Origin of the sequence: Bacillus cereus group sp. MG9 (genome assembly GCF_040459995.1) — a bacterium.
Taxonomy (GTDB): domain Bacteria; phylum Bacillota; class Bacilli; order Bacillales; family Bacillaceae_G; genus Bacillus_A; species Bacillus_A mycoides.
This window is the reverse complement of sequence record NZ_JARVHC010000001.1, coordinates 3,513,783-3,537,575: the sequence shown is the minus strand read 5'-3', so window position 1 is coordinate 3,537,575 and position 23,793 is coordinate 3,513,783. Positions and strand designations below refer to the sequence as shown.

Below are 23,793 nucleotides of genomic sequence, written 5' to 3'. Positions count from 1 at the left end.
ATCTTAACCGAAAGTATTCTAACTATTTCGAATGTGAATATTTCCAAGCTTGTCCGTATAAGCTAAAATAAGGTATATAGTATTTTGGTGATTATGTTATAAGAAGATAAACACGTAAGGGTGATATAATATGTGGCGGAAGCTTACCATTATTGTAGTGTTACTTTGTTTAGCGGGATATGCAGCTTATGAACAATTTGCGGAAAAGGATCAAGTAGTACAAGAAAAACCTGCCAAAAGTGAAGCTACTATGAAAGAGATTTTCGCAAGGAACGGTATTGAAATTGGAAAGAGCGCACCAGATTTTGAATTAGCAAAGATAGATGGAACGAATGTAAAGTTATCCAATTTAAAAGGAAAGAAAGTTATTTTAAACTTTTGGGCAACGTGGTGTGGGCCTTGTCAGCAAGAAATGCCTGATATGGAGGCCTTTTATAAAGAACATAAAGAAAACGTAGAAATTTTAGCTATAAACTATACTCCTTCAGAAAAAGGAGGGGGAGAAGAAAAGGTAAGGAACTTCGCTAAAGAAAAAGGAATTACTTTTCCTATTTTATTGGACAAGAACATTGATGTGACAACAGCGTATAAAGTAATTACCATTCCAACTTCTTATTTTATTGATACAGAAGGTGTCATTCAAGATAAGTTCATTGGACCGATGACGCAAAAAGAGATGGAGAAACGGATTGCTAAATTAAAATAACGGTGAAAAGGTAGAGGTGGAAAGTTACCATTTCTGCCTTTTCTTTTTCACGTAGTGATAGCAGCATGTTATGATAAAAGAAATATAAACGTTTAGAGGTAAAGGAGTGTTTGGAGTGGGGAATATATCCTTACCGTTAGATTATGTTGTAATTGATTTTGAAACAACAGGATTTAACCCTTATAATGATAAAATTATTCAAGTTGCAGCAGTGAAATATCATAATCATGAACTAGTAGATCAATTTGTTTCTTATGTGAATCCAGAGCGTTCAATTCCGGACCGAATAACAAGTTTAACAGGTATTACAAATTATCGTGTTTCAGATGCACCGACGATTGAAGAAGTATTACCTTTATTTTTAGCATTTTTACATACAAATGTTATTGTCGCTCATAATGCATCTTTTGATATGCGTTTTTTAAAAAGTAATGTAAATATGCTTGGACTACCTGAGCCTAAAAATAACGTTATTGATACTGTGTTTTTAGCGAAAAAATATATGAAGCATGCGCCTAATCATAAACTTGAAACGTTAAAACGAATGCTTGGAATTCGATTAAGTTCTCATAATGCATTTGACGACTGTATTACGTGTGCGGCTGTTTATCAAAAATGTGCAGCGGTTGAAGAAGAAGGAAAAAGAAAAGCGAATAAGGAAGTACTTGATGAAACAGCGGTATTTGAAGCAGTAAAAGAAATGCTTGTACGAAATAAACGTGATATTGAGTGGATTCGTTGTATGAATGTTGGGAGTTATTTAGATATAAAAGCCTTTTACCCAATTATAAGGTTAAAGGTCAAAGGGCGAAAGAAATATGTGTTAACAGAAAAAATGGAAGACGATGTAAGAGAAATTTGTACGAGCTTAACATACGAGGCAGCATTGAAAAGTGAGATTGGCAACACGAGAATTATGATTGACAGTGTAGAGGACATTTTGAAGCTAGAGAGCTACATTGTAGCAGAATACGATTCTGTATTACGAGCGCTGGATGAATATAGAGCAAATAAAGTAAATGCGGATGAAGAAATTAAAAAATATTTAAATACGATGGTGTAAAAAATCCCATGTGCAATATATGCGCATGGGATTTTTTATCAAAACATAAAATTTTCTTACAAATCTGATTAAAGAGTTTTTCATTTGCTCATACTATGTAATAAGAAAGCGTAGAAGAAAGGGTGAGCAACATGAGAAGAAGTCGCCGTAGATCGTTTGAAGAACTTGTAAATGAAAATAAACAACAATTATTAAGCGATCGTGATGCAATGGATCGAATTGAAAAACGAATTGAAAAACGTTATGAAATGAAACTTTTTAAGCAGGCTGAATAATTCTTAACACTAGTACGATACTAGTGTTAAGGAGGCGATAGTAATGGGTAATCCGAAAAAGAATTCAAAAGACTTTGCACCAAATCAAATTGGAACACAATCGAAAAAAGCTGGTGGCAATAAAGGAAAGCAAATGCAAGACCAAACTGGCAAACAACCAATTGTTGATAACGGTTAAAAAAAGGAGAATGTCATCATTCTCCTTTTTGTGTGTTTGGATAATATTATAAAAATATTTAAAAAGCTGACTTTCGTCAGCCTTTTTTCGTAATTGTAAAGTTTTCAACGAGTAAACGCCAATTTTGTGGGAATGGTAGACCAATCTTCCAGTAACTAATACCGCCAATGCCTTGTTCTTTCATTAAATTGAATTTACTTTGAATAGACCTCGAATCTTCAAACCAAACCTCGTGTTGTACGCCGTTTTCATCAAAGTAATTAAAATGTGGAGCTTGGGCTGTGAAATCATAGCGGATAGGAACATTGTATTTACGAGCAAGTGCAACAGCTGCGACAGAGCTAACTGCTTTTGCCGGTGGATTCCCTTGTTTGAAAGGAAGTTTCCAATCAAATCCATATAAATTTTGCCCCATCATAATTTTTTGTGGGGGCATTTGAGATTTTGCATATTGAAGTACTTCTTTTACAGGACCAATAGGGGAAATCGCCATCGGTGGTCCACCTTGCCAACCCCAGTCGTATGTCATAATGACGACGAAATCAACAATTTGTCCTTGTGCTTTATAATCGTGAGCCTCAAAAAATTTCCCTTTTTGATTTGAGCTCGTTTTCGGTACAAGTGTTGTACTTAATGTGTATCCGCTAGGTAAGCGTGTTTTCACATTTCGTAAAAAACGATTATACGCTTCGCGATCTTCAGGTGCCACACTCTCGAAATCGAAATGAATGTCTCGCATGCCATATTTTTCAGCTGTTTGCAAAATGTTAGTAATAAACTTGTTTTGAATTGTTGCATCGCGTAAAATAACCGAGGTCAGATCGGCACTGAAATTTCCATTTTCAATATTTGTAATAACGAGCATAGGGATGGTGTTACCTTGCGTTGCAATATTAGCGATTTTCGCTGTTTCCGTCGGTTCTTTTAAAGTGCCGTCTCTTTTTGCTTCAAAGCTGAAGTAGGCTAAATATGTTAAAAATGGATTAATAGCACGTGTAGCATTTACTAAACTTTCTTTTATCGGTATTGTTGAAGGCTGTAAATAAGCAATGGATTCTACTGCTCGTTTTGTTCCTTTCGGTATATATAATTGCTGTCCGACATGGAGAATAGATTTTAATGAAAGGTTATTAACTTTAGCTAAACTGGCGAGAGGGACGTTATACGTTTGAGAAATTCGATAAAGGCTGTCACCTGGCTGTACATAATAATTATTGCCTTTTGTATTAACGATCAGTGCCTGACCAACAACGAGTGTTTCAGCTGGATTTAGTCCATTGTCTTTTACAATTTCTTCAGGTGTAGATCCATACTTTGATGCTAAACCATAAACACTATCACCGCTACGAACAGTTACAATTTGGATCATGTGCTTGCCCCTTTCGGTAAAAGATTCACTGTTTTTATTTTATTTTTGATTCCACTGTATTATGATTAAATGTATGCAAGGTAGCAGAAGTGAAAGAAGGCGAATAGAAATGTTTGTAGCAGAACATGAAGTTGAAATCCGCTATGCGGAAACAGACCAGATGGGTGTTGTTTACCATTCAAACTATTTAGTGTGGCTAGAACTTGGGCGCACTAAACTTATACAAGAATTAGGATTTTCATATGTTGAAATGGAGAAAGAGGGAATTATTTCTCCTGTATTAGACTTGCAAATTTCATATCGTAAAGCGATGCGTTACGGAGAAAAAGCTATTGTGAAAACTTGGGTTGATACTGTGAGCCCGCTCCGCGTTGTATATGGATATGAAATTTATAATGGTGATGGCGAACTTTGTATTACTGCAAGCACGACGAATATTTGTGCGAAAAAAGAAGGGTTCCGCCCTGTATCATTTAAAAAATTATATCCTGAGTGGTATGCGAAATATGAGGAAATTAAAAAGAAATAAAGTGAAACTTTAATCAGTGGGGGTCTTACTACCCGCAAATAGCGGGATAAAAAAAGCGTGGCAGAAGCCACGCTTTTTTATTTTTCATAATTAAATTGAGGGAAATCATCACCGTCGTTAAGTGTAACTAATAAATTATGTCCATCGAAGAACCACTCATCATCGCCTTCAATAAAGAAGTTAATACCTTCTTCTTGAGTTTGAACAGCAGGGTGCGCAGGGTCATCTTTACGAATACCTAAAGAAAGTCCTTTTTGCACAGTACTGCAACCGCCGTATTGTACGAAAAGGCGTATTGTTTCACCCGATTGTAAGTTTAATTCGTTTTTATACCATTGTGCTGCTTCTTTTGTTACGGAAAGATTCATGTATAGTTCCTCCAAATTATGTTGCTTTTTCTTTTAGTATAAAAAATAACGCAAAAAGACGCTATTAATATGCTTCACGTTTTCTTTTTGCGTTATGTGGGTTACGATCTTATTTTTGCTTTTTTGAAAAGTTTGCTTTTGGTTCAGTTTTATTTATAATTCGTCCGATATTTGCACGGTGTTTATAAATAACCATACCTGCTAATAAACACATCGCAATAATGAAGATTTTATCCCCGCTAACAATGGATGCAATAACAGCAACGACAGCTGTTATCATAGAAGAAAGTGATACGTATCTTGTTGTAAATAAAAGGCTGAAAAAGACAACAGCTAATATTGCAAAAACAACTGGTGAATAGCATAATAGTACCCCAGCAGAAGTTGCAACTGCTTTCCCCCCGCGGAATTTTGCGAAGATCGGATAGACATGTCCAAGAACAGCGGCTAATCCAAACCATAGTGGGTGAATATCTGACCCGAAAATAATCGGTAGACCTGTTGCTAATGTACCTTTTAAAATGTCAGCAATTGTTACGATAAAACCTGCTTTTTTCCCTAATGTACGGAATGTATTTGTTCCGCCTAGATTACCGCTTCCATGCTCACGAATGTCGATTCCATAACCAATTTTTCCAACGACTAATGCAAATGGAATCGAACCGAGTAGATAGGCAACGATAAATAAAAGATATGTAATAACCATGAGTTCAGTCTCCTTTATACAAATGTGTTGATAAAGGGTAAAAAGAGTTTTTCCCATTTATTGTACCATACATTTGTAAAGAGCACATTTCTTTTTTATAAATGAAAAAGTCATTAATTTTTAAAAAAACTTTCACAGGAATGTTACATTTTTCACAGGAACAGAAGAACTATATGTTGTATGATTTTAATCAAAAGACAACAACATGTTGGTGGAGGGTTATGAATGTTGAAACAAAATGTACGTGGAGAAGAATTAATGAAAGTATTTGAGACAATTATCCACGGTAATGAACAAGATTTAATGCAGGAAAATGCAAATGTAGATGGTCGATCTCCAATGGGAGTAATGGGAACGTTCGCATCTGAGAGCGCAAAGTATTATGCAGTAGAAAAATTATTATCAGATCAAGTGAAAAAAGCGATAGATCAAAATATATTATATCCACATGATTTAGATTTTTATGCAACAGGAACGACGACTTGTTCGCAAATTCCGTTAGCGCAAATGCTAGCTAACGGTTTTCATACTGGACATGGACATATGAGACAACCGCAAGACATTAAAAGTGCGTTGGCGCTTTCTTCAATTATTTTTCAGGCGAATCAAAATATGCAGCACGGTGGTCAATCGTTTGCACTCTTTGATATTGATTTAGCTCCATATGTGAGAAAAACAGTAAAGAGACATAAAAAACGACTACAGTCATATCCGCTTACGAAAGAACAAATAGAGGAATTTGCATGGAAAGAGACAGAAAATGATACGTATCAGGCGTGTGAGGCTTTCGTTCATAATTCAAATAGTATGCATAGTAGGGGCGGGGGACAAGTACCATTTATTTCTATTAACTACGGAACAGACACATCGAAAGAGGGAAGACTTTTAATTAAGCAACTTTTAAAAGCGACGCAAGCTGGACTTGGTAAAGGGGAAACACCGATTTTTCCTATTCAAATTTTCAAAATGAAAAAAGGCGTGAACTTTGAAGAGTGTGATCCGAACTATGATTTATTTGAATTAGCGTTAGAAACGACCGCTGAGCGATTATTCCCTAACTTTTCGTTTTTAGATGCTCCGTTTAATGCTGTGCATTATGATGGTCGACCTGAAAGTGAAGTATGTTATATGGGGTGCCGTACTCGTGTTATGTCTAATATACATGGGGAAGAAACAGCAATTGGAAGAGGGAATTTATCGTTTACTTCTATTAATTTAGTGAAATTAGCGCTAATTAGTGGATCGAAAGAAGCGTTTTTTGAAGCGCTAAGTTATTATTTAGATTTAGGCGTTAAGCAATTATTAGAGAGATTTGCTTATCAATGTACAAAGAGAGCAAGAGATTTTCAGTTCTTATATTCACAAGGTGTATGGCGTGGTGGAGAGACGTTACAACCTGAAGATGCTGTGGCACCGATTTTAAAACAAGGGACGTTAAGTCTTGGTTTTATCGGTCTTGCAGAATGTTTAGTAGCGTTAACTGGAAAGCATCATGGAGAAAATGAAGAATCGTGGAAGCTTGGATATGAAATTATTTCCTTTATGAGAGAGAGCATGGATAAGGCGATGGAAGAACATCAACTCAATTTCTCTGTAATTGCAACGCCTGCAGAAGGTTTATCAGGTAAGTTTGTGAAAAAAGATAGAGAAGAATTTGGTGAGATTAGCGGTATAACGAACCATAATTACTATACGAATTCATTCCATATTCCAGTTTATTATAACATTCAAGCGATAAATAAAATTCGTTTAGAAGGACCTTTCCATGCCCTATGTAACGGGGGACATATTACGTATATTGAACTAGACGGAGCAGCTATGCATAACAAAAAGGCATTAAAGCAAATTGTGCAAGCGATGGCAGAGAATGGCGTTGGGTACGGTTCAATTAACCATCCTGTTGATCGTTGTAAGTGCTGTAGTTATCATGGCATTATCGGGAATGAATGTCCGAGTTGTGGGAATGAAGATGAGAATGAAATAGAAAGAATTCGCCGCATAACAGGATATCTTGTTGGAGATATGTCAAAGTGGAATAGCGCGAAACGTAGTGAAGAGATGGATCGGGTGAAGCATAAATGAAAGTTATGAATATCATTCATGATAGTGTAGTAGATGGAGAAGGATTGCGGACAGTCGTGTTTTTTGCGGGCTGTCCGCATCGTTGTATCGGTTGCCATAATCCGAAATCATGGAATGTTTGCAATGGAACTGAAATGACGGTAGAAGAAATTGTGAAAGAGATTGAAAAAAATTCATTAACCGATGTAACATTTTCAGGCGGAGATCCATTTTTTCAAGCTGCTGAAGTGAAAAAAGTAGCAAAAGCAGTGAAGGATTTGAGAAAAAATCTATGGATTTATACAGGTTACAGGTTAGAAGAGATACAGAGTGCTCAAAATAATGATATGATAGAATTGTTACATTATGGGGATGTTTTGGTCGATGGAAGATTTGAACTTGATAAAAAAGATTTAACACTTCCATTTCGCGGAAGCTCCAATCAACGTATTATTCGATTGAAAGAGTAAAAAGGCGGGATAGGTTATATGAATAAAACAGTATTACTTGTTGAAGATGAAAGAAGATTACGTGAAATTGTTAGTGATTATTTTCGTAATGAAGGCTTTGAAGTAATCGAAGCGGAAGATGGAAAAAAAGCGTTAGAATTATTTGCTGAACATACAATTGATTTAATTATGTTAGATATTATGTTACCAGAAATAGATGGTTGGTCTGTTTGTAGACGAATTAGAAAAGAGTCAGCGGTACCAATCATTATGCTGACAGCACGTTCTGATGAGGATGATACATTACTAGGCTTTGAACTAGGTGCAGATGAGTATGTAACAAAACCTTTTAGTCCGAAAGTGTTAGTAGCTCGTGCAAAGACGTTATTGAAACGTGCGGATGGAGCGGTAGGAGTATCAGAAGAAAATACTATGTCTTTAGCTGGAATAGAAGTGAATCGACTATCTAGAACAGTTTTAGTAGATGGTGAAGAAATTATATTGACACATAAGGAGTTCGAACTTCTTGTTTATTTAATGGAGAACAAAGGAATTGTGTTGTCACGTCAACATTTATTAGATCAGTTATGGGGATATGATTACTACGGTGATGACCGAACGGTTGATACACATATTAAAAAACTGCGAAATAAGCTAGGAGATAAGGCGAGGCATATCGGCACTGTTATTCGAGTAGGTTACAAATTCGAAGAATAACCTTTAAGTTACTATGCATCCCGGCTTTGGGATATAGCAAATTTACACTCTCCTTTGTAGGTGGAATGTACAAAAAATACTTTTCTTGTCTACAATGGTAGATAGGAGTATTTTTTTAATTGGATTTCACGATGAGTTCACAAGAAGGACACAAAATGTGACTATACTGAAAGTACGAATTCACCAGGGAGGGGAAATAAAACATGGGATATTACGACGGACCGAATTTGAATGAAGAGCATAGTGAAACGAGAGAAGTGAAAAAATCAGGTAGTAAAAAAGGATATTTTTTCACAGGTTTAGTTGGAGCTGTAGTCGGGGCGGTTTCGATTAGTTTTGCAGCACCGTACATGCCATGGGTGCAAAATAATAATGCAGCTGTTTCGTCATTCAATTCTAATAAACAAGTAGAAGGAACTGTAGTTCCAGTTGTAAATAAAGCGAAAAATGAAACTGATTTACCGGGAATGATCGAAGGCGCGAAGGATGTTGTTGTAGGTGTTATTAATATGCAACAAAGTGTTGATCCATTTGCAATGCAACCGACAGGCCAAGAGCAACAAGCTGGCTCAGGATCAGGTGTTATTTATAAAAAAGCAGGAAATAAAGCGTATATTGTAACGAACAACCATGTAGTAGATGGAGCAAATAAACTTGCTGTAAAACTAAGTGATGGTAAAAAGGTAGATGCAAAGCTTGTAGGGAAAGACCCTTGGTTAGATTTAGCGGTTGTAGAAATTGATGGATCTAATGTAAATAAAGTTGCCACTTTAGGTGATTCAAGTAAACTTCGTGCGGGTGAAAAAGCGATTGCAATCGGTAACCCACTAGGGTTTGATGGAAGTGTAACAGAAGGTATTATTAGTAGCAAAGAACGTGAAATTCCAGTAGATATTGATGGCGATAAGCGTGCAGATTGGAATGCTCAAGTTATTCAAACAGATGCAGCGATTAACCCAGGTAATAGTGGTGGTGCGTTATTTAATCAAAACGGTGAAATAATTGGGATTAATTCAAGTAAAATTGCACAACAAGAAGTTGAAGGAATTGGATTTGCTATTCCAATTAATATTGCAAAGCCAGTTATTGAATCCCTTGAAAAAGAAGGAGTGGTGAAACGTCCAGCACTAGGAGTAGGTGTCGTTTCATTAGAAGATGTGCAAGCTTATGCAGTAAATCAATTAAAAGTACCGAAAGAAGTAACAAACGGCGTTGTATTAGGTAAAATTTATCCAATATCACCTGCAGAAAAAGCTGGTTTAGAGCAATATGATATAGTAGTAGCGTTAGATGATCAAAAAGTAGAGAATTCACTTCAATTCCGTAAATATTTATATGAAAAGAAAAAAGTAGGCGAGAAAGTAGAAGTTACATTCTATCGCAATGGCCAAAAAATGACGAAAACAGCTACATTAGCAGATAATTCAGCTACAAAGAATCAATAATCGGAATAAAAGAAAGTCTCTTTCATGTTGAAAGAGACTTTCTTTATCGGATATACTAAAGGAATAGGAGGGATAAATTATGATAATTGAAAACCCAACTCGTACGGAAATTGGTGAAGTATTAAAGAAAAGTAAAACGATTGCAGTTGTTGGATTATCAGATAAGCCAGAACGCACATCGTATATGGTTTCAAAAGCAATGCAAGATGCTGGGTACCGCATTATTCCAGTAAATCCAACAGTAGATGAAGTACTCGGAGAAAAGGCGGTTTCTTCACTGACGGATATTAAAGAACATGTTGATATTGTAAATGTGTTTCGTCGCTCAGAATTTTTAAAGGATGTTGCGAAAGAGTTTGTAGAGATTGATGCAGATGTTTTCTGGGCACAATTAGGAGTACAAGATGAAGATACATATAAACTTTTACAAGAAAAAGGGTACACAGTAATAATGGATCGTTGCATTAAAGTAGAGCATGTAATGACAAAATAGTATAGATTTTAAAGATAGAAAGATTGATTCAGCCCTCGCTTTTTACATAAGTAGGGCGGATGAACGAGGTGTTCATCATGAGATTTTTTAAAGGCTGTTTTTGGGGATTGTTACTTGTTATCCCATTTTGGATATTGATCATTTGGATCATGATAAAGGTTTGGAATGTATAATGTTGGAATACATATCCATTTCTCGTTGACAAACGATTATTTTTCTGAAATAGTAGCCTAGAGGAATCCTTGTGAAAAAAAACAAGGATTTTTCTATTGAAAATAGTATATAAAAGAGATAAGATAACTTGCCAAAACTATAGTCGAGGCGTTATTCTATAATAGAAACATATGTTCTGATTTGATTAGGAAAGGGGCAAGGAGTTTGGCGAAGCATCAGTTCCAATATAATGAAGATGCAATTCAAGTGTTAGAAGGACTTGAAGCCGTTCGAAAACGCCCGGGTATGTATATCGGGAGTACGGATAGCCGTGGATTGCATCATTTAGTATATGAAATAGTAGATAACTCCGTTGATGAAGCATTAGCGGGATTTGGCGACGGAATTTCTGTCGTAATACATAAAGATAATAGTATTAGCGTAATTGATAAAGGGCGAGGAATGCCTACGGGAATGCATAAGCTTGGAAAGCCGACACCTGAAGTTATTTTAACAGTACTTCATGCTGGTGGTAAGTTTGGCCAAGGAGGCTATAAAACGAGTGGTGGTTTACACGGTGTTGGGGCATCAGTTGTAAACGCCTTATCAGAATGGCTAGTAGTAACGATCAAGCGAGATGGTAGCATTTATGAACAACGCTTTGAAAATGGTGGTACTCCTGCAACGACGTTAGAGAAAATCGGGAAAACGAAAGAGTCTGGTACAACGATGCACTTCAAACCAGATACAACTATTTTCAGCACAACAAATTATAATTATGAAACATTATGTGAGAGATTACGTGAATCTGCATTCTTATTAAAAGGAATGAAAATCTCGATAAAAGATGAACGTAATGATTTAGAAGATGTGTTTCATTATGAAACAGGAATTGAGGCTTTCGTTTCATACTTAAACGAAGAGAAAGATTCGATTCATCCAGTTGTATATTTCTCGGGTGAGCAAAATGGAATTGAAGCAGAGTTAGCCTTTCAGTTTAATGATGGTTACTCAGAAAACATTCTTTCGTTTGTAAATAATGTACGTACAAAAGACGGTGGTACACACGAAGCTGGATTTAAAACAGCAATGACACGTGTGTTCAATGAGTATGCTCGTAAAGTTTCTTTATTAAAAGAAAAAGACAAAAATTTAGAGGGTACAGATATTCGAGAAGGATTAGCTTCGATTGTTTCTGTACGTGTACCAGAAGACGTACTCCAGTTTGAAGGGCAAACGAAAGGGAAACTAGGTACAAGTGAAGCTCGTTCTTCAATTGATGCAATTGTATCTGAGCATTTAGCTTACTTTTTAGAAGAAAACCCGGATGTAGCTACGCTTCTTGTGAGAAAGGCAATTAAAGCAGCACAAGCACGTGAGGCTGCTCGTAAAGCGAGAGAAGAAGCGCGTACTGGTAAGAAGAAGAAAAAATCAGAAGGTACTTTAAGCGGGAAGTTAACACCTGCACAATCACGTAATCCTCAGAAAAACGAATTGTATTTAGTAGAGGGTGACTCGGCTGGTGGTTCAGCAAAGCAAGGGCGAGATCGTCGTTTCCAAGCGGTGCTACCATTACGTGGTAAAGTAATTAACACGGAAAAAGCAAAGCTTGCTGATATTTTTAAGAACGAAGAGATCAATACGATTATTTACGCAATTGGCGGCGGCGTAGGGAATGAGTTCGCTGTTGAAGATATTAACTACGATAAAGTTGTTATTATGACCGATGCAGATACGGATGGAGCACATATTCAAGTGTTACTACTGACGTTCTTCTACCGTTATATGAAACCACTTATTGAAGCTGGTAAAGTATTTATCGCACTTCCACCTTTATATAAAGTAAGTAAAGGAAAAGGGAAAAGTGAAGTAATTGAATATGCATGGTCTGATGAAGAATTAGGTGGTGTAACGAAAAAGGTCGGTAAAGGCTACATGCTGCAGCGCTATAAAGGACTTGGCGAAATGAATGCCGATCAATTATGGGAAACAACGATGAACCCTGAAACACGTACGTTAATCCGTGTGAAAATTGACGATGCATCAAGAGCTGAGCGCCGAGTTACGACATTGATGGGGGATAAAGTAGAACCTCGCCGTAAATGGATTGAGCGTAATGTACAATTTGGTATGCAAGAAGAAGGAAATATTTTAGAAAATGAAATGATTATGGAGACGGAGGTGGAATAACATGCAGGCAGAGAAGTTTCATGACCTCCCGCTTGAAGACGTGTTAGGTGACCGCTTTGCACGTTATAGTAAATATATTATTCAAGACCGCGCGCTTCCAGATGCGCGTGACGGTTTAAAACCGGTACAAAGACGTATTTTATATTCTATGTATGTAGAAGGAAACGTACATGATAAAGCGTTTCGTAAATCAGCTAAAACAGTAGGTAATGTTATCGGTAATTATCATCCACATGGTGATTCCTCTGTATATGAGGCGATGGTCCGTTTAAGTCAAACTTGGAAAGTACGTAATGTTTTAGTTGAAATGCACGGAAATAATGGTAGTGTTGATGGGGATCCAGCAGCGGCAATGCGTTATACGGAAGCACGTTTATCACCAATCGCATCTGAGTTATTACGTGATCTTGATAAAGAAACAGTAGAATTCGTGTCAAACTTTGATGATACGAGTGAAGAACCTATTGTATTACCGGCAATGTTCCCGAACTTATTAGTGAACGGATCTACAGGGATTTCCGCTGGTTATGCAACAGAAATTCCACCGCATCATCTTGGAGAAGTAATTGATGCTACAATTATGCGTATCGATCAACCGAATAGTTCTGTGGAGGACTTGTTAACAGTTATTAAAGGACCAGATTTCCCTACAGGTGGTATTATACAAGGGATAGATGGCATTAAAAAAGCGTATGAAACAGGTAAAGGTAAAATTATTATTCGCGGAAAAGCAGAGGTTGAAACGATTCGTGGCGGGAAGCAACAAATCGTTATTACAGAAATTCCGTACGAAGTAAATAAAGCGAATCTTGTTAAGAAAATGGATGAATTACGTATAGATAAAAAGCTAGATGGAATTGCTGAAGTACGTGATGAGACAGATCGTACAGGTCTTCGTATCGTTGTAGAATTAAAAAAAGAAGCGAATGCTGAAGGTATTTTAAATTATTTATATAAAAATACAGATTTACAAATTCCATACAACTTTAATATGGTAGCGATAAATAATCGTCGTCCGACACTTATGACATTACCTAAGATTTTGGATGCATATATTGGACATCAGAAAGAAGTTGTTACAAGACGCTCACAATATGAATTAAGAAAAGCAGAAAATCGCCAGCATATTGTAGAAGGTTTAAAGAAAGCATTATCAATTTTAGATGAAGTGATTGAAACAATCCGTGGGTCTAAAGATAAGCGTAATGCGAAAGATAATTTAAGTGCGAAATTTGGATTTACAGAGGCGCAGTCAGAAGCAATTGTTTCACTGCAATTATATCGTTTAACAAATACAGATATTACAGCGCTAGAGCAAGAAGCAGCAGAACTTAGTAAGAAAATTATAGAGTTACAGTCAATTTTACAAAGTGAAAAAAGACTTTTTCAAGTTATTAAAACAGATTTGAAGAGAGTAAAGAAAACATATAGTGATAATCGCCGTGCGATAATTGAAGAGGAAATTGAAGAAATTAAAATCGATGTGGAAGTTATGATTCCGCAAGAAGATGTCATCGTTACTGTAACGAAAGAAGGCTATGTGAAACGAACAGGTTGGCGTTCGCATAATGCATCGAACGGGAAATACTTCGGTATGAAAGAGGGTGACATCTTACTTGAGCGTTTCGATACAAACACGACAGAAACCGTTCTTTTATTTACGAACAAAGGAAATTATATTTATCTTCCTGTGTATGAAATGCCAGAAATTCGTTGGAAAGATTTAGGTCAACACGTTGCGAATCTTGTTTCACTCGAGCGAGATGAATCGTTAATTTGGGCAACAGTCGTACCGAATTTTGAAGAAGAAAAACGATTTATCGTATTTGTTACACGAAACGGTATGATTAAGAAAACAGAATTAAACCAATATAAAGTGCAGCGTTATTCACGGGCATTCGTTGCTGTAAACTTGAAAAAAGATGATGAAGTTGTTGATATATTTGCGACAGATGGGACAAGTGATATTGTTCTTGCAACACATGGTGCATATGCACTTGTATTCAATGAAGAAGAAGTAAGTCCAGTTGGTGTCAGAGCAGCTGGTGTGAAAGCAATTAATTTAAAAGAAGATGACTATGTTGCTTCTGGTAAACCGTTAAATGGTGAAAAAGATCAACTTATTCTCGTTACGCAGCGAGGTGCTGTGAAACGTATAAAGGCATCGGAAATTGAGAAATCAACGAGGGCGAAGCGAGGCCTTGTAATTTTTAAAGAGTTAAAACGTAATCCGTACCGCATTGTCGGTATTGAAATTGTTCGAGATGATGAATTAGTTTACATGAAGACAGAGAAACACATTGTAGAAGAAATTGATCCGAAAGCGTTTCGAAATAAAGACCGGTATAGTAATGGTAGTTTAGTACTAGATGTTAATGATACTGGTGAAGTAATTGAAACGTGGACAAAGAAAAGAACGGAATAAAGTGAAACTTTAATCAGTGGGGGTTTTTTCCATCCCCCACTGATTATTAGCCTTCACCAATCGGGCTTTTACGGGCAGTTGGTCTCCCGCCTAACTTCCCTCGCATTCCCCTTATTTTGAGGTGGGAGTCTTACTGCGCGTTAATGCGGGATAAAGGGAGCATCTTGCTATGAATGATAGCAAGATGCTTTTTTCTAAGCAAATCATTATGTATATAAAAATAATCTTGTTATAATAATGAAATCGTTCTCATAAAGTGAAACTTTAATCAGTGGGGATTTTCTTTATCCCCACTGATTATTAGTTGAACCAATCGGGTTTTTACGAGCAGTTGATTCCTCACCTAATTTCTTTGCTTTCGCTGAGTTTTGAGTTAGGAATCTTACTGCCCGTTAAAACGGGACAAATGGAGGGGCAACATGAAAAAAATAGGTGTAGGGATTGTAGGATTTGGATTTTCTAGTACAACATTTCACATCCCGTTATTACAAACGATAGAAGAATACGATATTCGTGCTATTTTATCATCAAAAGAAGAAGTAGTGAAACAAGCATTACCAAATGCTGAAGTTGTTGGTACAATTGATGAATTAGTAAATCGAGCTGATATTGACTTAGTGGTCATTACTTCGCCGAATACAACCCATTTTCCATATGTAAAAGAAGCAATTGTACACGGTAAGCATGTTGTTGTGGAAAAACCATTCGTTGTTTCAATTGAAGAAGGAGAAGAGCTTATTTCATTAGCGAACCGACATAATGTCGTTTTAAGTGTGTATCATAATCGCCGTTTGGATAATGATTTCTTAACGATAAAGAAATTATTACAAGAAAAAAGAATAGGGAATGTATACGCATATGAAGCGCATTTCGATCGTTTCCGCCCACATGTACGCGATCGCTGGAGAGAAAAGAACTTACCAGGATCAGGTATATTATATGATTTAGGATCGCATTTAATTGACCAAGCATTATCATTATTTGGGAAACCAGATGCGATAAGCGCAGATGTAATAAAACAACGACCAGGTGCAGAAGTGGATGATTACTTCCATGTTGTACTTCACTATGGAGTGAAGCGCGTTATTTTACATAGTAGCAGTTACGTAAAGCAAGCTGGACCACATTTTACACTGCATGGAGATAAAGGTTCTATCGTGAAGTATGGTATGGATTCACAGGAAGAACAATTAAAGACTGGAATGAAGCCAGGGGATAAGGGTTATGGATCAGACTCTGAAGAGAATTTTGCTACTTTAGAAACAGAAGAAAGCTTAGAGCGTATTCCAACAGAAGTCGGCTGCTATGACATGTATTATAAAGGCGTGCGAGATAGCATATTAAATGGTGAAAAACTACCTGTAACTGCTCAAGAAGGTTTAGACGTTATTAAATTGATTCAATTGGCGACTGAAAGTAGTGAAACGGGTAGAGTCATTGCGGTAAAATAAAAAAGACACGAATTTCGTGTCTTTTTTTATTAGGAATATGCGAATATGACTCATTATTTATTTTAGTCGTTTGTCATACATTAATTGGATTTGTATGCCGTAAGGATCTTCAATAATACCATATGCTTCACTAAATATATTTTTTTCTAGTGGAGAGATTATTTTCACATGCTTATCGGAAATTAAATTATTATAAAATCTTTGTATTTCTTCTAAATTAGCACTTTGAATGCAAAGTGACATGTTATTTCCAACGCTATAACGTTCAGTAGGGTTCATTGTATCTTCGGCTATCATTAGCTTTGTATTCCCAATTTGTAAAACAGAGTGGGCAATATGATCTTTATTTTCACTTGTAATTTCAAAAGAACTATCTCTTTTGGCCAGTTCTTCATACGTAACAATCATTAACTTCTTGGCCTCTAAATTACGTGTATAAAAATTAATTGCCTCCTTTGCTTGCCCATTCATTGAAAGAAAAATAGCTATTTCTAATGTCATAAATATATAACTCCTTTATTAGTTAATAATTATAATATAGACTAAAAAGGTTTCAATACATGACACCTTTTATGGAGGGAAATATGAAAAAAACTGAACGAATAAATGATATGCTTATTTTCTTAAATAATAAAAGATATTTTAATTTAAAAGATTTAATGGTTAGATATGATATTTCTAAAAGTACCGCTCTACGAGATATTCAATCATTAGAAGAAATAGGTGTACCAATATATTCTGAACTAGGTAGAAATGGGAGTTATAAAATTATAGAAAATAGTGTGTTATCACCAATATATTTTAGTGTGGATGAAATGTATGCGTTATACTTTTCGATGCTTACATTAAATGGATACAAAACAAAGCCATTTAATATAGAAAGTATTGCGCTTGAAAATAAATTTAAACATGTATTACCTGATAATGTGAGTAAAAATATTTCAATCATGGAACGAACGCTTTCCTTTGAAGTAACAAATCATAGTAACTTTAGTCCGTTCTTAAAAGAACTTTTACAGGGGATTTTTGCTGAGCGAGTTTATCATTTAACATATTTAAAAAAAGATGAGGAGAAAGTATTGGTCGCCCAATTTATTCGAATAGAATCTAAATTTGGCCAGTGGTATGCTAAAATCTTTAATTTTGAGACAAATCATGTTCAAATAATTAGATGTGATAAAATTCTTTCTATTGTGGAAACAAGCAATACGAATTCAAAAAATCTTGAAGAATTGTTAAGTTATCTTACTAATTTTCATAGAAGGCCTGATGCAACTGATTTTATTGTCGTTGTTAATCAAAAAGGAAAAGACATTTTTGATAAAGAGAATTATCCTTCCATGAAGATACAAAAAGAAAACGAAAATTACATTATAACAGGCTATTTTAATAAACAAGAAGTTGATTTTATCTCGAACTATTTTCTGAATTTCGGAGAAACGATTATCTCAATTCAGCCTGTTATGCTAAAAGAGTTAATCTATAATAAGGTATTATCTATAAAGCAGCATTTAACTTCGTTAAGAGAAAATTAGTATTAATAATTTTTTTAACACCAAAAAGCCCTTGAGATTTAAATATCCAAAGGGCTTTTTTTGTGATGGTATTTGTTCTTTAGAAACATTATTTTTCTGGGACGGACAGTCCATAAAAGAACATCGTAACGATATCTTCTATATGTTTTTCGCGATCTCCTTCAAGAAGCTGAGCCCCGAAATCATCACCTAGTTTAGTGAACATTTGAATGTATAGTAACATCATTTCTTTAGTAAGGTGAGGGTTAATTTCATTTTTTTGCTGTGCTTGTTCTAGTATTTCTAAATACCAAGGCAAGATTTTTTCGTTTTGATAACTATAAATAAACTTTCGGAGCTCTTCATCTCTTTGCATCATTTGTAGTAACATATCCGGCTGAAATAACCCACCAGTATTCATTTTTCTTACAATCATTTTTTGCATCATCTCATGAAAAGGTAATTTTTCCTCTGCAAGTTTTTTATAATATTGAAATTCAGATGTTATAAATTCTTGTATAAGCTCTCTAAATAATGCTTCTTTACTTCCGAAATGATTATAAATTGTCACTTGAGAAACGTTTGCTTTTTTTGCAATATGTTCTATTTTCACTTCATTAAATCCACGTTCTGAAAATAATGTAAAGGCCGCATCTTTAATGGCACGTTTTTTCTTTTCTTTCACTTTTTCAAAGCCGTTCAATACAATCACCTCAATTAAAATATACAAGAAAAAATAATTGAAAACAATATTTTTGAAATATGGACATATAAATATTTCAAAAAGTTGTTGCGAATATGAAAGATGAGGAGTACAATAATTTTGAAATATCACATGTTAAATATTTCAAAAAATGAGGTGGGTTTATGATTTCAGTTCAAAATGTTACAAAACAGTTTTCAAATGGAAAAGGCTTGTTTGATATTACATTTGAAGTGAAAGAAGGAGAAGTTTTTGGCTACTTAGGACCAAATGGTGCTGGGAAATCAACAACGATTCGTAATTTAATGGGATTTATAAAACCGACGGCTGGTAAAGCGACAATTTTCGGATTAGATTGTTGGGAAGATGCTGCGAAAATTCAAAGAGAAGTTGGCTATTTACCAGGAGAAATTTCTTTTATTGAAGGAATGAATGGATTAGAATTTTTAAATTTGATGCAAGGAATGCGTGGGTTAAAAAATATAAAAAGACGAGATGAATTGATAGAACGTTTGCAGTTCGATGTGAAAACACCAATTCGAAAAATGTCTAAAGGAATGAAACAAAAAGTAGGTATAGTTGCGGCATTTATGCATGATCCAGAAGTGTTAATTTTAGATGAACCGACATCAGGACTCGATCCACTTATGCAACAAGTATTTATAGATTTAATATTAGAGGAAAAGCAAAGAGGAAAAACAATCCTTATGTCATCACATATTTTCACTGAAATTGAGAGAACTTGTGACAGAGTAGCTATTATTAAAGATGGTTGTCTTGTAACCGTTGAAAACATTCATGATTTACAAGGCATGAGAAGACAGGTGATAGATGTAACAGTATCATCTCAAGAAGAAATCGAATCTCTTAAACAATGTGATTTGCAATTTGAAGGAATGAAAGGTAGAGAGGCGTCAATTATTGTGCAAGGAAACTATCAAACTGTTTTACAAATACTTTCAAACTATAATGTAACTGCACTTCAAACGAGAGCAATGGATTTAGAACATTTATTTATGCATTATTACGATAAGAAAGAAGGGATAAAGCATGAATAAACAATTATTTTTAGCTAGTTTGAAAGAAACTCAAAAAAGTATTTTGAGTTATGCGACTGGTGCAGCTCTATATTTATTGTTAATAATTTGGATATTTCCATCAATGGTATCGGCGAAAGGGTTAAATGAATTAATAAGTGCCATGCCTGATAGTGTAAAAAAAATCGTTGGAATGGAAAGCCCAATTCAAAATGTAATGGATTTTTTAGCTGGTGAATATTATAGCCTGTTGTTTATTATCATTTTAACAATTTTTTGCGTCACGGTTGCAACGCATTTAATTGCTCGTCATGTAGATAAAGGGGCGATGGCATATTTATTAGCAACACCTGTATCCAGGGTGCAAATTGCAATTACACAAGCTGCTGTTCTCATATTGGGGCTACTAATAATTGTAATTGTTACTTATGTAGCTGGTATATTAGGTGCAGAATGGTTTTTAAAAGATAATAACTTAAATCGAGAATTATTTTTGAAAATAAACATAGTCGGAGGGCTTATATTTTTAGTAGTTAGTGCCTATTCATTTTTCTTTTCTTGTATATGTAATGATGAAAGAAAGGCACTTAGCTACTCAGCCAGTTTAACAATCTTATTTTTCGTATTAGATATGGTAGGGAAATTAAGTGATAAGTTAGAGTGGATGAGAAATATATCTTTATTTACATTGTTTCGTCCGAAAGAAATTGCTGAAGGAACATATAATATATGGCCAGTAAGTATAGGCTTAACTGCTGGAGCGCTTTGTATCTTCATAGTAGCAATTGTAGTGTTTAGGAAGAGGGATTTACCGTTGTAAATTAGAAAGTCCACTGAGAAAGTGGGCTTTTTTTGTTTGTAAATTCGCAGGGATATCTTTTAGAGAAACATTTAAGTAGATAGTCAAAATGGAATATTTACATTTTTTCTTGTAGAAATATTCAAAAGAATTGAACCTTTTTCTAGGATACTCCGTCTAATATGTGTAAAGTTTAATTAATAGAGAGGCTGAAACAGGAGGACCAATTGTGAAAGTAATTCCTTTATATAAGATGATTGTAAAAGAAGAAACGGATGTTTCTTTAGCAAAAAAGGGTAATCATGAGGCTTTTATGACACTTATACATACAGAAAAAGTAAAGATGTATCGCATTGCGAAGGCGATGTTACGTGATGAGACGAATATAGAGGATGCGATGCAGGCAACAATCTTAAAAGCTTATGAAAATATAAAAAAACTGAAAAAGGAAGAGTTTTTTCAAACTTGGCTCATTAGAATTTTAATAAATGAGTGTAACAATATAATTCGCTCTTATAAAAAAGTAATTGTAATTGAGGATCATGATAGTAATATGGTGGCGTTTGATCGATATGAAGATATTGACCTTTGTAATGCTATTCAGTCTTTAACGGAAGAACTAAGAGCTGTAACTGTACTTTATTATTATGAAGATATGAATCAAGAAAATATTGCAACGCTTTTAGAAATTCCAAAAGGTACGGTTAAATCAAGATTGTCACGTGCAAGGGAACAATTAGAAGAGCGATTAAAGATGGAGTAGGAGGTGGTTAAAATGGATAAAGAAAAATCATTTGATGAAAAATTAAAAAAGAGAATAGAAAAGGATAATACCGTATTGCCACAGGCACTAAATGAAAAAATTAATGATACACTTCATAATCTTCCTGTAAAAAGAAAGAGTTATAGAGTACATATGATGTTTATTAGTGCCGCTGTTCTAACGCTATCAATTGTATCTATGTCTGAGTTTTCTATACAGAGCTTTGCACAAAATGGAGGGATGTTTAATTACGTAAAGAAGAATGCGTTTTCTGATTATGAGAATGAAGAAGAAATAAAGTCGAACGTCAATTATCCAGATAAGGAAAAGATTCATCAAAAGATGCTTGATTCAATTGATCATTTCCAAAATGTTTCAGGGCAATTCGAAGAATATTCTAGCTCTACAAAAATTGCTACAACATATAAATATGTGATTGATACGGAGAAACAAAGTGGTATTTCATCTAAAGAAGACAAACTATCGAAAAAAAGCACGATTATTTATAACGAGGACGGAAAAAAAGAGTTTAATGATAAGAATAATACGTATAAAGAGATGAGATGGAGTCCAAAAGAAAGAAATAATGAACTATTAAAATTAAGCCCTATGGAAAGGTTGTTGAGAAAATCAGGTGAGAAGAAACGGTATGATGACGAATATGTGGGATTCGCTAAGTACAGTATTCAATCAGAATTTGCTGATCTATTAATTCGATATAAAGATTGGAGTTATAAAGAAACGAAGTATCTTGGACTCGATTGCTACAAAATAGAAGGGGTAATAAACATAGAAATGCCTGTAAGTACATCGGAAGATTTGAGTGGGAAATTTGAAATGGTTGTAGAGAAAAATACGGGGATTATGTTGAAGTTCCTTAGTTTCCATGAAGGTATGATTCAATATTCGATTACGACTGAATGGATACAAATAAACAAAGGATTGAAAGAGAATGTATTTCAAAAGGATAGCACTAATTATGAAAAATTGAAAAACATATTAGATGAATAGAAAACGGAGGGAACTATATGGAGAATACCTCTCCTTCAAGAGAAAAGAAAAATAAACGAAAATATAAAAAGACAACGATAATAAGTGTATTGTTAGGAGTATTACTATTTGGCGGAGTTGGGTATGGTGCTTATGTATATATGAAAACTTCTAATCTCGTACAAAAATCTAATTTGAACTTATCGCGTGGTGAAAAATCAAATTTACGTGAGAAAGCTGTAAAGCCAATTACACACAACGTTTCAATGTTAATTATGGGAATTGATGAAAATCAAGAACGGCAAAAGGGGTATAATGGTGCATTTCATACGGATGCATTATTGTTAGCTACGTTTAATAAAGAAGATAAGACAGTGAAGTTAACCAGTATACCACGAGATACATATACATATGTTCCAATCGAAAAGAAAAAAGATAAAATAACACACGCATATGGAAGTGGTTTCGTTAAAAACGGAAAAGATGGAGGGCCACAAGCTTCTGTTGAGGCAGTAGAAAAGTTACTGCAAGTACCGGTAGATTATTTTGTGAAATTTAATTTTGGTTCATTTATTAAAATTGTTGATGGGCTCGATGGTGTTGAGGTAGATGTCCCGGTTGAATTTACTGAACAAAATAGTAAAGATGAACCTGATACGATTCACTTGAAAAAAGGGGTTCAAAAATTAACGGGAGAAGAAGCACTTGCTTTGGCGAGAACTCGTCATATTGATAGTGATGCAATGAGGGGGCAGCGCCAACAACTTGTTATTGAGGCGATTTTAAGTAAATTAAAAAGTGTAGGGTCTATTACAAAACTGGAGAAAATGGTTGAGGCCGTCGATGGCGATTTTAAAACAAATTTAGCATTGGATGATATTTTATCTTTTTATAAATATGGTTTAGATTGTTCAGTTGAGAAGATTCAACTGAACGGTGATGATTTATATTTACCAAATGGCCCAAATGGGAAGCGTGTATATTATTATAATCCTAATAAAAAAGACTTGCAAAATTTGAGTAATACACTCAGAACACATCTTGGATTAAGTGAGAAGCAAATTGAGGGAAATTAAAGCGGATGCTATATCTGCTTTTTTTGTTTTTGTAGGAAAGAGATCTCTAGAATATACATTATTTATTAGCGACAATCTACAGTCTATTTATTGGAAAGTATCATTAACACTATTAAATTAGTGTATATGTAACGATAAAAAACGATGTTAAAAAACTATATGGAATTTTTATGAATATTACTGTAAGAAAATAATTTTTTAATAATTTTCAATAATAACACTTTACAAATTTTAAAAAATTAGTAGAATAAGAAGTAGTAAGAATCGTCTGATAAATATATAAAGAAAAACAGAATTATCAGAAAATTCTTAAATAGCTATCGTTTAGAATTA

General features: G+C 34.8%; 24 protein-coding genes. 19 read left to right on the top strand and 5 right to left on the bottom strand.

The window, feature by feature from the left end:
- Window positions 1-130: 130 nt before the first annotated feature.
- From QCI77_RS18080 to sspN, 4 genes are all read left to right on the top strand, one after another.
- Complete coding sequence (locus QCI77_RS18080; protein WP_113769592.1) at window positions 131-706, top strand: TlpA family protein disulfide reductase; 576 nt, start codon at window positions 131-133, stop codon at window positions 704-706.
- 115 nt (window positions 707-821) lie between these two features.
- Window positions 822-1,769: a 3'-5' exonuclease gene (locus QCI77_RS18075; protein WP_016100849.1), complete on the top strand. Its 948-nt coding sequence runs from the start codon at window positions 822-824 to the stop codon at window positions 1,767-1,769.
- A 131-nt stretch (window positions 1,770-1,900) separates the two neighbouring features.
- Window positions 1,901-2,044: an FbpB family small basic protein gene (locus QCI77_RS18070; protein WP_002014298.1), complete on the top strand. Its 144-nt coding sequence runs from the start codon at window positions 1,901-1,903 to the stop codon at window positions 2,042-2,044.
- Between the two features lie 43 nt (window positions 2,045-2,087).
- Window positions 2,088-2,222, top strand: coding sequence for an acid-soluble spore protein SspN (gene sspN / locus QCI77_RS18065; RefSeq protein WP_000527988.1), 135 nt, complete (start codon window positions 2,088-2,090; stop codon window positions 2,220-2,222).
- Window positions 2,223-2,298: 76 nt separating this feature from the next.
- Here the strand turns inward: sspN and QCI77_RS18060 are convergent, their stop codons facing one another.
- Window positions 2,299-3,591, bottom strand: a complete 1,293-nt coding sequence (locus QCI77_RS18060; RefSeq protein WP_002066644.1) for a glycoside hydrolase family 18 protein — start codon at window positions 3,589-3,591, stop codon at window positions 2,299-2,301.
- Between the two features lie 109 nt (window positions 3,592-3,700).
- Here QCI77_RS18060 and QCI77_RS18055 point away from each other — a divergent pair, with 109 nt between their 5' ends.
- Window positions 3,701-4,120, top strand: coding sequence for an acyl-CoA thioesterase (locus QCI77_RS18055; RefSeq protein WP_002128497.1), 420 nt, complete (start codon window positions 3,701-3,703; stop codon window positions 4,118-4,120).
- 77 nt (window positions 4,121-4,197) lie between these two features.
- On the opposite strand, the gene QCI77_RS18050 is transcribed toward QCI77_RS18055, so the two are convergent.
- Both QCI77_RS18050 and plsY read right to left on the bottom strand, forming a co-directional pair.
- Window positions 4,198-4,488, bottom strand: coding sequence for a HesB/YadR/YfhF family protein (locus QCI77_RS18050; RefSeq protein ID WP_002033558.1), 291 nt, complete (start codon window positions 4,486-4,488; stop codon window positions 4,198-4,200).
- Window positions 4,489-4,597: 109 nt separating this feature from the next.
- Window positions 4,598-5,194 (bottom strand): glycerol-3-phosphate 1-O-acyltransferase PlsY, encoded by a 597-nt coding sequence (gene plsY, locus QCI77_RS18045; RefSeq protein ID WP_002014306.1) that lies wholly within the window; start codon window positions 5,192-5,194, stop codon window positions 4,598-4,600.
- Window positions 5,195-5,419: 225 nt separating this feature from the next.
- Here plsY and QCI77_RS18040 point away from each other — a divergent pair, with 225 nt between their 5' ends.
- From QCI77_RS18040 to QCI77_RS18005, 8 genes are all read left to right on the top strand, one after another.
- Window positions 5,420-7,276 (top strand): anaerobic ribonucleoside triphosphate reductase, encoded by a 1,857-nt coding sequence (locus QCI77_RS18040; protein ID WP_131245319.1) that lies wholly within the window; start codon window positions 5,420-5,422, stop codon window positions 7,274-7,276.
- On the top strand, window positions 7,273-7,725 hold the full coding sequence (gene nrdG / locus QCI77_RS18035; protein ID WP_002128495.1) for an anaerobic ribonucleoside-triphosphate reductase activating protein: 453 nt from the start codon (window positions 7,273-7,275) through the stop codon (window positions 7,723-7,725). The genes QCI77_RS18040 and nrdG overlap by 4 nt, the downstream gene beginning before the upstream one ends.
- Before the next feature lie 18 nt (window positions 7,726-7,743).
- On the top strand, window positions 7,744-8,421 hold the full coding sequence (locus QCI77_RS18030; protein ID WP_002185181.1) for a response regulator transcription factor: 678 nt from the start codon (window positions 7,744-7,746) through the stop codon (window positions 8,419-8,421).
- A gap of 203 nt (window positions 8,422-8,624) precedes the next feature.
- Window positions 8,625-9,866 carry a S1C family serine protease gene (locus QCI77_RS18025; RefSeq protein WP_002014311.1) on the top strand — a complete coding sequence of 414 codons (1,242 nt, stop codon included), beginning with the start codon at window positions 8,625-8,627 and terminating at the stop codon, window positions 9,864-9,866.
- Window positions 9,867-9,945: 79 nt separating this feature from the next.
- On the top strand, window positions 9,946-10,359 hold the full coding sequence (locus tag QCI77_RS18020; RefSeq protein WP_002014313.1) for a CoA-binding protein: 414 nt from the start codon (window positions 9,946-9,948) through the stop codon (window positions 10,357-10,359).
- A 378-nt stretch (window positions 10,360-10,737) separates the two neighbouring features.
- Entirely contained in the window at window positions 10,738-12,702 is a 1,965-nt protein-coding gene (parE, locus tag QCI77_RS18015; protein ID WP_353825316.1) for a DNA topoisomerase IV subunit B, read from the top strand.
- 1 nt (window position 12,703) lies between these two features.
- Window positions 12,704-15,127, top strand: a complete 2,424-nt coding sequence (gene parC, locus QCI77_RS18010; RefSeq protein WP_002014315.1) for a DNA topoisomerase IV subunit A — start codon at window positions 12,704-12,706, stop codon at window positions 15,125-15,127.
- 419 nt (window positions 15,128-15,546) lie between these two features.
- A complete protein-coding gene (locus QCI77_RS18005) occupies window positions 15,547-16,578 on the top strand; it encodes an oxidoreductase (RefSeq protein ID WP_353825315.1) in 1,032 nt (343 codons plus the stop codon).
- Window positions 16,579-16,635: 57 nt separating this feature from the next.
- Here the strand turns inward: QCI77_RS18005 and QCI77_RS18000 are convergent, their stop codons facing one another.
- The gene (locus QCI77_RS18000; protein ID WP_002014318.1) at window positions 16,636-17,079 is read right to left on the bottom strand and encodes a VOC family protein; all 444 of its coding nucleotides are present in this window, start codon (window positions 17,077-17,079) and stop codon (window positions 16,636-16,638) included.
- Window positions 17,080-17,138: 59 nt separating this feature from the next.
- Between QCI77_RS18000 and QCI77_RS17995 the strand changes: the two genes are divergently transcribed.
- The gene (locus QCI77_RS17995; protein ID WP_002190369.1) at window positions 17,139-18,113 is read left to right on the top strand and encodes a helix-turn-helix transcriptional regulator; all 975 of its coding nucleotides are present in this window, start codon (window positions 17,139-17,141) and stop codon (window positions 18,111-18,113) included.
- A gap of 88 nt (window positions 18,114-18,201) precedes the next feature.
- Here the strand turns inward: QCI77_RS17995 and QCI77_RS17990 are convergent, their stop codons facing one another.
- Window positions 18,202-18,822, bottom strand: a complete 621-nt coding sequence (locus QCI77_RS17990) for a TetR/AcrR family transcriptional regulator (RefSeq protein WP_353825314.1) — start codon at window positions 18,820-18,822, stop codon at window positions 18,202-18,204.
- A gap of 137 nt (window positions 18,823-18,959) precedes the next feature.
- Between QCI77_RS17990 and QCI77_RS17985 the strand changes: the two genes are divergently transcribed.
- From QCI77_RS17985 to QCI77_RS17965, 5 genes are all read left to right on the top strand, one after another.
- A complete protein-coding gene (locus QCI77_RS17985) occupies window positions 18,960-19,853 on the top strand; it encodes an ABC transporter ATP-binding protein (RefSeq protein ID WP_353825313.1) in 894 nt (297 codons plus the stop codon).
- Window positions 19,846-20,652 carry an ABC transporter permease subunit gene (locus tag QCI77_RS17980; RefSeq protein WP_193663211.1) on the top strand — a complete coding sequence of 269 codons (807 nt, stop codon included), beginning with the start codon at window positions 19,846-19,848 and terminating at the stop codon, window positions 20,650-20,652. Before QCI77_RS17985 ends, QCI77_RS17980 begins: the two co-directional genes overlap by 8 nt.
- 208 nt (window positions 20,653-20,860) lie before the next feature.
- Window positions 20,861-21,394 (top strand): RNA polymerase sigma factor, encoded by a 534-nt coding sequence (locus QCI77_RS17975; RefSeq protein WP_098777403.1) that lies wholly within the window; start codon window positions 20,861-20,863, stop codon window positions 21,392-21,394.
- A 12-nt stretch (window positions 21,395-21,406) separates the two neighbouring features.
- A complete protein-coding gene (locus QCI77_RS17970) occupies window positions 21,407-22,405 on the top strand; it encodes an anti-sigma factor (RefSeq protein WP_353825312.1) in 999 nt (332 codons plus the stop codon).
- A gap of 17 nt (window positions 22,406-22,422) precedes the next feature.
- On the top strand, window positions 22,423-23,460 hold the full coding sequence (locus tag QCI77_RS17965; protein WP_002142691.1) for an LCP family protein: 1,038 nt from the start codon (window positions 22,423-22,425) through the stop codon (window positions 23,458-23,460).
- Window positions 23,461-23,793: the final 333 nt, after the last annotated feature.